Genomic DNA, 12,111 nt, shown 5'->3' with positions numbered 1-12,111 from the left:
TCACCCCAATAAAGTAAGCGAAATAAAGGTACAAAGTTATGCGTAAAGTACGAATTGGTATTGATGTTGGCGGTACGTTCACTGATGCCGTGGTTATTGATAACACTAGTGGTGAAGTGATTGCCAAGGCGAAAAAACCAACCACACACCATCACAAAGATGGCGTAGCTCAAGGCATTGTTGAAATCATCAATGAAGTGCTAGACAACAATGGTATCTCACCAGAGCAAGTAGTTTTCATCGCTCATGGTACGACACAAGCAACCAACGCTCTTCTTGAAGGGGATGTTGCTAAAGTGGGCATCATTGGTATGGGTAAGAGTAAGGCTGCCCAAAATGAGCTGGATGTAAAAGATATTGAGCTTGCACCAGGTAAGTTTCTGCAAACGGAATCCATTTACTTTGATGTGGATGAGATCACCAAAGAGAAAGCTGACAAAGCTATCGATGAGCTCGTTAATAAAGGTTGTGAAGTGATTGTCGCGTCGGAAGCGTATGCGGTGGATGATCCTCATCTAGAAAAATTGGTGACCGATCTGGCGAAAGAGAAAGGTTTATTTGCCACCAGTGGTCATGAAATCTCTCAGCTTTACGGCCTGAGAATGCGAACCCGCACTGCGGTTGTGAATGCGTCATTGATTCCTAAGATGATTGAAACGGCAAACATGACTGAGCAGGTTGTCAAGAAGGTAGGTATTCCTTCAGAGCTAATGATCATGCGCGCCGATGGCGGTGTAATGTCGGTGAACGAAGTCCGTCAACGTCCTATCTTAACTATGCTTTCTGGTCTTGCAGCAGGGGTGGCTGGGGCTTTGATGTATGAAAAAATCTCAGACGGCGTGTTTTTTGAAGTCGGTGGTACTTCCATCGATATCTCGGTGATTAAAGATGGCAAGGTTATCGTCAATAATGCGCAAGTAGGTAAACATAAGACTTACCTAAAAGCATTGGATGTTCGTACTCTAGGTATCGCCGGTGGCTCAATGATTCGTATTGGCGATGGCAAGATTATAGATGTTGGCCCTCGCTCTGCACACCTTGCTGATAAGCACTATGAGTGCTTTGTTGATGAACCTGTGACTAACGCTAAGCTTCTGCAAATTACCCCAATGGAAGGTGACAACCCAGATCACGCCATTATCACTTCAGATCAAGGGGAATACGCTTATACCCTAGCGGGTGCAGCGAATATTCTTGGTTATGTCCCTGAAGATGATTATGCCTATGCCAACGTTGAAGCGGCGCGCGTGGCTTGGGAACCGCTCGCAGAATATTGCGGCAAGAGTGTTGAAGAAGTTGCTCGTGATGTGATGGATATCGCTTGTGAGAAGATCTGGAACATTGTTGAGCCAATGATCAAAGAGTACGAAGTGAACCCTGAGTACATCGAATTTGTTGGTGGCGGCGGCAGTGCAGCAATTACCACTTTTGCTTTGGGTGAAAAGTACGGCTTTAAAGCGAAAACCGCGAAGAATGCGCCATATATTTCCACTATCGGTGTGGCTATGGCCATGGTTCGTGAGCAGATTGAACGCTCTGTGGTGGACCCTTCCGCTTCTGATATCCAAAAAATTCGCTCGGATATTATGGATCAAATCATCGCCCAAGGTGCGAAAGAGGAGAGTGTTGAGATTGCCATCGAAGTCGATAAGCAGCGCAACATCTTAATTGCTACGGCCACAGGGGCTACTGAATTCAGTAATGACACGACTCAAGAGAAACTGACAGAGCAGGAGATCATATGCAAAGTGGGAGAGGTCTTCTCCGTTGAACAGAATGCAGTCGAAGCGAAAGACTCAGTTGGTGCTTTCCAAATCGTTAAGGCGCGTAAAGAGACCCGCCGTTGTTTCAACCTGCTTAAGAGAGAAGAAAATCACTTCGCGGTAGTGAAAAGCGATGGAATGATCCCGCTCAAGGTCAAGAATGCAAGACATATTAAGGTACCACGCAGCGGTTATAGCGACGCGATGAAAACCCTAGTTAGTGAGCTTTCGTCCTACTCTGATGCTGGTCAGTCTATCCCGAAAGTGTTCGCTTTTACTGGTTCGCGCATGTTTGATTACTCAGGCCTCTTTAGTTCAGAGCAGCTGACGTCCATGGTTGCTATGGATCTTGATCACCTAGATGCCCAGCAAGAAGTTTTGCTGGTCGCAGCGAAGAAATAAAAGCGAGGTCGTTATGAAGAGCGATATTGAATACGCGAAGATGCAGCTTAGCCTAGATAAGTACTTTGGCAAAATTCCGCCTGATATGCATTCAGGCATTATTGAGCAGGCACTGAATCTTGGCGAACGCGTGGCGAGTGAGTATCGCTCTATCGACCTCAGACAAGCTTTTTTTGATGCGGGCTATCGTATTGAATATACGCAAAATGCAAAGCAGATATTGACCCAAGGCCTGTTAATGAGAGCTGAGATCATCGAGGATAATCTCGGTAAGCGAGTGCTTATCTACCAGGACAGCGTTGAACAGGCGCTGTCAGACCTTGCTAAACAGGGCATTCAATCGACTAAAACTCAAATTGAACGCCTTTATCTGGCACATGAGTTCTTCCATCTATTAGAGATGGATGAACATATTTCTGATGATGTGCTTACTATGAAGGTGGAACGCCTCAAGATTTTAGGTAAGACTTTCTACGGTCGTTTACAGTCGCCTTCTGAGATCGCCTCTAACCGCTTTGCACAACGTGTATGTCAATGTGAATTTAACCCCTTATTGATTGACGAATTATTTATCGGAGATAGTGATGACTCCAACTAACACTTATTCTGGCTACGACGTAGTCGTGGTTGGCGGTGGTACATCGGGGGTGGCGGCAGCGCTCTCTGCAGCAAGGCAAGGCTTAAAAGTTGCCCTAATAGAAAAACGCATAGCGCTGACAGGGACTCAAGCTAACGCTATGGTAACGCCATTTATGCCCTCTCATGTGCATGGCTCCGAGACCGCAGACCTTTTGACTCAACGTTATCATCAGATGATGATGGGCAAAGGCAAGTTGACGCTGCCGGGTAAGATGGAGCTTTACTCACCGGAATCTTTTAAGCTTCTTAACGATCAAGTGCTAACCGAGTTTGGCGTGGAAATCTTCTATGACGCGACCCTAGTCAGTGCTCAAACGCAAGAGGGGAATATCAAATCAGTGACAGCGCTTATCTTTGATGATTTCTATGCGTTTGAAGCTAAGCAATTTATTGATGCATCGGGGGATGCTCTACTGTCTCGGTTTGCGGGTGCTAAGACTGAAAAAGGCGATAAAGATGGTACTCGTCAATCCGTTTCGTTTCGCTTTGAAGTGTCGAATATTGACTTTGGGCGTCTTCGTGAGTTTTTGAAAGCAGCGAATTACACCTTTTGCGATCCTAGCGACGAGAGCTTTATGGAGTTTGTTCATGTTCCTGGTGTCGCGGCGTGTGGCACTTTGCTGGACTTGTTCCAAACTGCCATCGAAAGCGGTGAGATCACGCCTGAGATAAGCCGATATATTCAGGGCTTCTCAATGCCAGGTAAGCCAAATACCTTGTCTTTTAATAACCCGCAAATGCCGAATTTAGGTAATATCGAAGATCCAAGAGTGCTCTCTGAATATGTTCGCTATGGGCGTAATATGCAGCACCAGTTACTGGCGTTTTTGAACAAGAGAATTCCAGGTTTTGAGCAAGCGTTTATCTCTCAAGAAGCGAACATGCTTGGGGTACGTGAGTCTAACCGTGTGGTTGGTAAATACGTGATGACGGGCAGTGACTACGCTTCAAGACGTAAGTTTGATGATGGTGTTGCTCGCGGTGACTGGTATATCGATATCCACAGTGACGATCTAGAGGTAGAAAACGACACCTTTAAGAAGAAGTATGATAAGGGCGAATTCTACGAAATTCCTTATCGCTCGTTAGTTTGCCATGAAGTGAATAACCTATTGTTTGTGGGTCGAATCATCTCTTGTGATTTCAAGATGCAGTCCAGTATTCGAATTCAACACACATGTCGTGATATGGGAGATGCGGCTGGCCGTGCCTGTGCATTGGCATTGAAACTGGATGTTGCTCTTAATGAGCTGGATGGCACCTTACTAAAAGGGGAGATTCATTAAGATGAAAACACTATTTATTCCGCTTGATGAGCGCCCATGTAACTATCTATATCCGCAATATATTGCGGAAACCGCGGATATTGAGCTTATTACTCCGGCTATGGGGTTTCTAAGCGATAAGAAGCGCGCAGCAGACACTAACGCCTTATGGCAGTTCATGTTTGAGCATATTGAGAATGTGAACAATGTAGTTCTTTCTATGGATATGATGATGTATGGCGGTTTGATCCCATCTCGTCTGCATTATTTGTCAGAAGCTGATGTGGTGTCCTTTGAGTCCAATCTTCGTAAGCTGAAGAGCATCAATCCATCGGCAAAAATCTACGCTTATAACTGCATCATGCGTTGCCCAAGTTACAGCAGCAGTGATGAAGAGCCTGATTATTATGATGAATATGGGGCTGAGATTTTCCGAGGCAAATATCTGCAAGATAAGTCTGAGCGTGAGTCTCTGTCTGAGCAAGAAGCGCAAGAGCTTTCGAACTTGAAAGGCGCCGTTCCAAATTCGGTTATCTCTGATTTTGAAACTCGCCGCGGCTTTAACTCTCAAGTCAACCTGCTGGTGGCCCAGTTGGTGAAAGAGAAAGTGGTGGATTTTCTTGTGATCCCACAAGATGATTCCAGTCCCTTTGGTTACACCGCGATTGATCAGCAAAAAGTGATTGCCTACATCGAGAAAGAGTCGCTCTCTTTTGATATTGCTATCTACCCTGGTGCTGATGAAGTCGGTGTCACCTTGCTTTCTCGCGCTTTTAACGAGTATAAAAATCGTAAACCTAAGATCTATCCGTTTTATGCTTCTACTTTAGGTCCGCAAATCGTGCCGCTTTATGAAGACCGCCCGATGAATGAATCGGTCAAGTCACATATTCGAGCGGCAGGCGGGGTTTGGTGTGATAACGGTCAAGATGCCGATTTTATTTTGGCAATCAATTCACCGGGTAAGTTTATGCAAGAAGCGGCAAAGCAGAATGAGAAAGATCTGACGTACAGCTCCGGTCGAAACCTTGCCGATTTTGCTCTAAGAATCAGCGAATACATCGAGTCTGGCAAACCTGTAATGGTGGCAGACAGCGCTTTCGCCAATGGTGGCGATATTGAACTGGTGAGCTTTTTGGATAAGCTGCAAGTGTTGGGCAAATTGACCTCTTACAAAGGCTGGAACACCAACTGTAATACTTTGGGGACAACCTTAGGTGCGGGTATGATTGCTGAACTCGATAATGCGGCGCGTGTGAAAAATATCTGCTTTCATGTGTTAGAAGATGTTTGCTACCAATCGGTAGTAAGAAACCAGCTTCTAAATCGCTATTTTAGTCAAGCCAGTTTTGGCCATACTAACTATGCGCCAGAGCAAATTGATGAAGCAATGCAGTTTGCTAAAGACGCTTTGCTTTCGCAATACAGTAAGATTACCGCCCGTTCTCTGCCACAAAACATCGAACTCGAGGCGTTTTCACCTTGGCAGCGTACATTTGAAATAGGCTTGAAATTAAAGGTATTACAGAATGCATGAGTCAGCGCCGCTCCTTGCTACGCTGCGATTGATAAAGCCGGGCTTAAGCCCGGCTTTAACGCAGTTGGCGGATTTTATAGAAGATCACTTATCTTCCATTTCGCGAATGACAGTGACGGAACTTGCTGAAGAAGCGGCTGTGAGCGTATCCAGTGTTAGCCGGTTAAGTCGTGAGCTCGGTTATCGCAGCTACGTTGATTTTAAAATGGCAGCACACTCTTCTATTTCTGTGCCAACTGCACCCAAAGGAGCCAATCACTGTGTGCTCGACGAAGCAGAGAAGTTTTTTGGTTTAACCAAAGAGTTACTCAATGAACTTAATCTGGATGAGCTGGGGGCTTATTTGCGTCGAAGCGAGTGTCTCTTTGTAGCAGGAGATGATGCGTTTCTCGTACAATCCTTTGTCGATGCCTGTTTGCAAAAGGGCAAACGGGCGATCCCTTTGACACAAGCAGCCTACTTCCAGACGATGCTTAGCAAGTTGAGCCGCAAAGATATCTTTGTCTACATTGGTAGTGAAACGCCGAGTGGGGTGTGGCTAGAGATACTTGAAGCTTTGGCTGAGAAGGATTGCGTGACCTTGGCTATTTCTCCGATTTTATCTGAACCTGCAAGAAATACCCATCTTGATTTCTGGGTGCCTATTATTTGTGAAGGAAGTGTCATTTTTAATAAAATCAATATATTGCTTACAATTGAGATATTGAGTAAGCAATTTAGTCATGGTGCGATAGTGAGTTGATATCACTATCGCATTGCAGGTATAAGTACGAAGGGTTGGAATCGTCTTCCAACCCTAGATTTATCCTAATGTGCAACGCAAGTATCACTCATCTTTCTTGATTGCTGCGAGCGTGGTTGTTCCAATAGGCTGCATTCTGTAGGCGGTTTTCTAATCGATGTGCCACCCCTGTATCCAATTCCCCATTGTCGGCTAATGCTCGAATGCTTGCAGTTAGGCGAATAAATTCACTGTTTGGGATCAGCTCGCCGTTGCTGGCCATATCTGCCAAGACTTGCAGCTCTGAGAGTAATGCTGTACCACTGTTTTCGCTTATTGCCTCTCTTGGAATATAGATACGAGTCAATTTATCTTGAATGTCTGTGAGCATCAAAACGACCCCCTCTAGTAAGTGTTCACCTGGGTTAAAAGCCACTTCGCGCCATGGCCCTTCTTTCAAGGCAGCTCGTGCTTCAGGTAGGTCTTTTCCTTGACCATAAGCGAACATGTTAACACCAGAAGTTTGGTAACGGCCTGCTAAGACATCTTTGACAGTGCCCATAGGGTCGATGTCATGGTAGAAAGAGTAAATGCCAGTGTAGTAGATGGTGCCTTTGGGCATCAGCTCTTTACTTGAATTGACATGTTCATGAATACTGTCGAAGTCATGTCCGTACGCTTGAGGGATCACACCATCGATGTCCTCTTTCCAATCTGCGATCATCGTCTCTTCTGGGCCAGGCTCTGGCGTAGCGGTGAACATAAAATCAGGATTCAGGCGTTTAGCTTGAATCGCCAGCTTTTTAACGAATACATTTTCTTCTTCACGTATCCAATGCTGGTATTTTTTGAACTCTATGATGTCAGTACGCAGAATCTCAGTGTTTTCTATGCCGGAATCTTGTTGGTATTCTTTGAGCGCTAGTTCGTTAAACGAGAAGGCTTCAGCGTGCTCGTAGTGTGGGTAGCGCATATAGTCAATATTTAGACCTGTAATGGCATAGTTCTCTTGCATTTCACGATAAATTTCTAACATGTACTTTTGGACATCGTCTTGAACAATATCGAGCCAAAAGTAGCCGGACTGATTGTCAGGAATCACTTCACTATCCACATTACTGTTTTGGATCGCTAGCCAATGAGGATTGACGGTCAATTGAGGGGGTAGTGGTTCAACAAGATCAGGTGAGCCGACCATAAAGCCGTTAGTCCAGCCTTGAACTGTCATCCCTAGCTTTTCTGCTTCACCGATATAGGCGGCAAGAATGTCATTACCGTATACCCCATAACTTTTGTCACTAAAGTGAGGGTGCTGACTGGTCATGCCGTATTTTTTCATCACTTCACTTGGGTAGATGGTGTAACCCCAGAAAGTGACTTCCAAATAGATGCTGTTAAAACCTGAGTCGTGCATGCCTTGTACCGTTTCGATCACTTGGTCGAGATTCTGTTCTTCAGGGCGATGCCAAATAGCGCGTTGTTCGACAACTTCGGACTCAATCGTGTGGTAATAAGCACTATCTGCTACTTTTGCGGCTTTAAGATAAAGTGCATAGGCGCTAATTTCACTGCTTTCGCGAATGGTGTCACCAGCGGCTAAATATTGGTTTGCTTGAGTAAGAAATTGCTCTGCTTCCTGTTTTGGGAAGTCGTAATAGCCTTCATAAGCGCTTTCTATACTGGTTTCGGCAGAGGTAATGGCGTGTTGTGCCTGATAACGATAACTGTCCAAATCTGTACGAAGAGTCATAACCTTATTGGCTTCATCTAACTCGACCTTAGTACCGATAACTGCGTAGTCAGTTAAAAATGTGGCGCCTTCCCCGTGCCCACTTAAGACTAAGCCATGCTCCGGAATGTCTGAATCAGCACCACCAAGATGGGTCACAATCCCATCTTCTGCCGTGACTTCGTAACCGTACTCGTTGGTTTGGGTTGAGTCACCAAAATCAGGGTCATAGACAATAAGTTCGTCGGTATCTCGGGGCTCATTGAGCAAATAGGTATGTTCGCCCACAGTGCCAATGCCTTTGCTATGAACTTGGCTATTCTCAGTGCTTTGACACACTACTGAGAAAGCTAACGTACCGAAAAATAATAGATTTCTAGCGGTAGGTAACCAGCGTTTTATTAACATGATTCATCCTCTAAGTGGATTTGAGCTTGAGTAAGCGGAACTTAAGTTGAGATTTGAATCTTGGCTGGAGAATATGGATAAATGAAAGAACAGAAAATCAACTCTCGTTCTATGCTCACGCGATCAGAGTTGATGGTAATTCGTTATTTCAAATTGCGGGTAAATTCTGAAACTATTATTCAGACAGTGAGGTGAGATCACTCTAATTGTGAATTTTGTGACAGTCGCACCCCGGTAGAGTCACATTACGGGGAAAGGTGTTTCTGGGCCAACAGCCACCAGAAGTGTAGACTTCTAGTGGCTAAAAGTAGATTACCAATCGACTCCTTTACGTGCTTTCACCCCAGATTCAAAAGCATGCTTGATGTTCTTCACTTCGGAGACAGTATCGGCCATTTCAATCAGAGTGCGATGTGCGCCACGACCAGTGATCACAACAGATTGCATCTTTGGTCGATTGTTTAATGCTTCGACGACTTCATCAAGATCAATGTAACCGTAACTGACCATGTAAGTTAATTCGTCAAACAGGATTACATCAATAGATTCGTCGCTCAGCATTCGCTTGCATTCTTGCCACACTTTTTGTGCGGCTTCGGTATCGGTGGCTTTATTCTGAGTTTCCCAAGTAAAACCAGTGGCCATGACTTGGAATTCGACTCCAAGTTTTTCTAGCAGATTACGCTCACCGTTATCCCATGTCCCTTTAATAAACTGGGCAACCGAGCATTTGAAACCATGGCCAACTGCGCGAGCGATAGTACCAAACCCTGAGGTGGACTTACCTTTACCGTTACCAGTGATGACAAGCAATAGGCCTTTTTCTTCCTGAGCAGCAGCAACTTTAGCGTCGATTTGCTCTTTAACTTTTTGCTGACGCGCTTTATGGCGTTCTTTTTTGTGGCTTTCAGAGGTCACGGTAAATCCTTTTTAATTTAGTCAAACTGTGCCTATCATAGCGTATCTAAGGCAGAGCAAAAAACCATTGGTTTTAAAGGGAAAGGCTAGGAAGAGGTATGGCAAAGAAACTATTAGTTGTCTGTATGGGAAACATTTGTCGTTCACCCACAGGAGAGGCGATCCTTCGTGCGAAAGCTGAGCAAATGGGTGTTGACGTAGAGGTGGATTCAGCCGGAACAATTGGTTATCACCAAGGCAACCCACCAGATCCTCGCTCGAAAGCTGCGGGTGAGCAGCGAGGTTACTCATTCAAAGGGATTCGCTCTCGCAAAGTTGTGGATAGCGACTTTGAGTACTTTGATCTGATTTTAGCGGCTGATAGAGATAACTTGGCCGACTTGCAAGCGCAATGCCCATCACAATATCAAGATAAGCTCAGGCTGTTTCTTAGCTTTGGAGAAGCGAGTGAAGAGGAAATCCCAGATCCTTATTACGGTGGTGATAAGGGGTTTGAGTTGGTGCTGGATTTGATCGAAGAAGCATCGGAAAAGCTTCTTCGATCTCTTTAGCTTAGGCGGCCATCACTCGGCCGCTGAAATAATCGTTTGAAACAATGTATTCCGTATTGCGGATCAACTCATCGTGGATTTTAGCCCAATGGGTGTCTTCTTGTTCGTAGCAAGGAACCACACCACCGACGCGAATGTTAAACGGCGTCAGCTCTTTGGCCCAACTTTGGGTGAAGCCAGCGACCATCGATGTTGCGTTTTCAAATCCGGACAAATCATGGTAATCCGCGTGAGCAATCACATTCACAATCACACCATTTTTCTTATCCTGACGCATTTTTTCCGCAGTCGCCTGACCAAAGCTAAATAATGTTGCGGCCATTAAAGATAAATGCTGGGTAAAGACATCACCAGCCCGATCATCAAAGAATTTGGGCATCGTTTGACTGGTTAGGGCATTGATCAAAACGTCTGGCGAATGATGAACCGATTGATCAATAAATTCAAAAAGTGAGTGGATAGAATCCATCGAGTGATCCGGCAATGCGTATTGATATATGTCTGATGAAATGGCTTTGCAACGGACAAACGTTTCGTTCAGTTGAGCCGCGCTTTTATCACAAAGAACGACGGTGGCACCCAGTGAAGCAAAGTGCGTAGCAAGTGTACTACCAAGCTGTGAGCCCGCCGAAGTGATTAAAATCACGGCACTTTTTATATTCATATAGTGAGCCTCCGTCCATGGCTGAAAAGGTTGTCCACATAGCATGGTAGATTGCTTGTTACTTAAGTGTGAATAAGCTCAAATAACGTGTGTATATCTTGTGCTTGCGGTGAATAATTTGCACTCATTCACATTAATAAGTGATTGATTGAGTATTAGAGGAAAGGACGAACAGGTTTATGTGATCTTGATTGATCTTCAAACTTGCGTTTGGATTTGGAAGGTTCGCTGGGCTTTGATCAATTGGTTATAGAGATCGATTGGCATCAGTTCTTTTGCTTCTTTTTCACCTAGTTTCCGGCGCTGATGACCCGATAAATTATTGTAAATCTCTTCAGGAAAGTCGTGTGTGTCTTCCGGGAGGTATGTCAGAACTTCAGGGTGAAGGTAGTGAGTGAGCTTGGCGCTCGGTAAACCTGAGCGATGAAACATATCGGCTTGCATCGCCGAGATAGGATAGGAGTCCTGATCAGAGCGGATTTTCTGGGGTGGTGGTAACTCGAAACGGCGTCTTAAAGCTTCCTCGGTTGCGTCCTGTTCATTTATTTTTTCGATAGGTGTGTTATCGCGAACGTCGTCAGAAAACATTGATAGAATCAAAGCGAAATCGGCACGACGCCCTTCGTGAACAGCATGGTTAATCCCCTTGCCGAACTGAAGTTCGTTAATAATGCCCGCTTTGTCTAAGGTGTGAATCTGAGTTTGCATGTTACCTCGCTTGATGCTTATGTAGCGGCAATATCGAGGTGAACTTTAGGGAAATGACTGACTCGAAAAGAAAAAAGCCAGCTAAGTGCTGACTTTTTAAGCGGCTAAATTTTAAATCCTATAGGGGAGGATTACTTAGCTAGGTTTTCTGCTACGAAGTCCCAGTTAACTAGCGCCCAGAAACCATTCATGTAGTCTGGACGAACGTTACGGTAATCGATGTAGTAAGCGTGTTCCCATAGGTCAACAGTAAGAAGTGGAGTTGTACCTTCTTCTGTTAGAGGTGTAGCTGCGTTAGAAGTGTTAACGATCTCTAGAGAACCGTCAGCTTTTTTAACTAGCCAAGTCCAAGAAGAACCGAAGTTGTTGATTGCAGAATCAGTGAACTTCGCTTTGAACTCTTCGAAAGAACCGAATGCAGCGTTGATTGCGTCTGCAACTGCGCCTGTTGGTTCACCGCCCGCGTTTGGAGCTAGACAGTGCCAGTAGAACGTGTGGTTCCAGATCTGTGCTGCGTTGTTGAACACGCCACCAGTTGAGGTTTTGATGATTTCTTCTAGCGTTTTGCCTTCAAACTCAGTACCTGGGATAAGACCGTTTAGCTTAACTACGTAAGTGTTGTGGTGCTTGCCGTGGTGGAAATCTAGAGTCTCTGCTGAGATATGTGGTTCTAGCGCGTCTTTCGCGTAAGGAAGAGCTGGTAGTTCAAATGCCATTACTCGATTCTCCATTGATATGAAAGAGTTAAACTCTCTCGATTGCTTCCAGTGTTATTAATTTATGATGGCTAGCTAAGTGCTAACCAC

General features: G+C 45.0%; 11 protein-coding genes. 6 read left to right on the top strand and 5 right to left on the bottom strand.

Translation table 11 applies throughout. The features are described 5' to 3' along the window. Positions 1–38: 38 nt before the first annotated feature. From CTT30_RS10470 to CTT30_RS10450, 5 genes are read left to right on the top strand one after another with little or no spacing between them, the layout of a single operon-like run. Entirely contained in the window at positions 39–2,165 is a 2,127-nt protein-coding gene (locus tag CTT30_RS10470; protein WP_239865610.1) for a hydantoinase/oxoprolinase family protein, read from the top strand. A gap of 13 nt (positions 2,166–2,178) precedes the next feature. Then, a complete protein-coding gene (locus tag CTT30_RS10465; protein ID WP_239875522.1) occupies positions 2,179–2,763 on the top strand; it encodes a hypothetical protein in 585 nt (194 codons plus the stop codon). Continuing rightward, complete coding sequence (locus tag CTT30_RS10460) at positions 2,750–4,090, top strand: FAD-dependent oxidoreductase (RefSeq protein WP_239875521.1); 1,341 nt, start codon at positions 2,750–2,752, stop codon at positions 4,088–4,090. The genes CTT30_RS10465 and CTT30_RS10460 overlap by 14 nt, the downstream gene beginning before the upstream one ends. A 1-nt stretch (position 4,091) precedes the next feature. Beyond that, positions 4,092–5,606, top strand: coding sequence for a DUF4127 family protein (locus tag CTT30_RS10455; protein ID WP_252035127.1), 1,515 nt, complete (start codon positions 4,092–4,094; stop codon positions 5,604–5,606). Then, the gene (locus CTT30_RS10450; protein WP_252035125.1) at positions 5,599–6,348 is read left to right on the top strand and encodes a MurR/RpiR family transcriptional regulator; all 750 of its coding nucleotides are present in this window, start codon (positions 5,599–5,601) and stop codon (positions 6,346–6,348) included. Before CTT30_RS10455 ends, CTT30_RS10450 begins: the two co-directional genes overlap by 8 nt. Positions 6,349–6,436: 88 nt before the next feature. Here CTT30_RS10450 and CTT30_RS10445 read toward each other — a convergent pair whose 3' ends face one another. Continuing rightward, complete coding sequence (locus tag CTT30_RS10445) at positions 6,437–8,464, bottom strand: family 10 glycosylhydrolase (RefSeq protein WP_252035123.1); 2,028 nt, start codon at positions 8,462–8,464, stop codon at positions 6,437–6,439. 312 nt (positions 8,465–8,776) lie between these two features. After that, positions 8,777–9,382: a cob(I)yrinic acid a,c-diamide adenosyltransferase gene (gene cobO / locus CTT30_RS10440; RefSeq protein WP_252035121.1), complete on the bottom strand. Its 606-nt coding sequence runs from the start codon at positions 9,380–9,382 to the stop codon at positions 8,777–8,779. A gap of 98 nt (positions 9,383–9,480) precedes the next feature. On the opposite strand from cobO, the gene CTT30_RS10435 reads away from it, so the two are divergent. Next, complete coding sequence (locus CTT30_RS10435; protein ID WP_252035119.1) at positions 9,481–9,933, top strand: low molecular weight protein-tyrosine-phosphatase; 453 nt, start codon at positions 9,481–9,483, stop codon at positions 9,931–9,933. Between the two features lies 1 nt (position 9,934). Here CTT30_RS10435 and CTT30_RS10430 read toward each other — a convergent pair whose 3' ends face one another. The 3 genes from CTT30_RS10430 to sodB form a co-directional block, all read right to left on the bottom strand. Then, a complete protein-coding gene (locus CTT30_RS10430) occupies positions 9,935–10,597 on the bottom strand; it encodes an SDR family oxidoreductase (protein WP_252035117.1) in 663 nt (220 codons plus the stop codon). 198 nt (positions 10,598–10,795) lie between these two features. Next, positions 10,796–11,305: a VC2046/SO_2500 family protein gene (locus CTT30_RS10425; RefSeq protein ID WP_239865629.1), complete on the bottom strand. Its 510-nt coding sequence runs from the start codon at positions 11,303–11,305 to the stop codon at positions 10,796–10,798. Between the two features lie 131 nt (positions 11,306–11,436). Continuing rightward, positions 11,437–12,021 (bottom strand): superoxide dismutase [Fe], encoded by a 585-nt coding sequence (sodB, locus tag CTT30_RS10420; protein WP_005439697.1) that lies wholly within the window; start codon positions 12,019–12,021, stop codon positions 11,437–11,439. Positions 12,022–12,111 lie beyond the last annotated feature (90 nt).

Source organism: Vibrio coralliilyticus, from assembly GCF_024449095.1.
In the GTDB taxonomy this organism is placed as follows: domain Bacteria; phylum Pseudomonadota; class Gammaproteobacteria; order Enterobacterales; family Vibrionaceae; genus Vibrio; species Vibrio coralliilyticus_A.
Note: the sequence above shows the minus strand (reverse complement) of the source record. Positions and strands in the feature narration are given on the sequence as shown.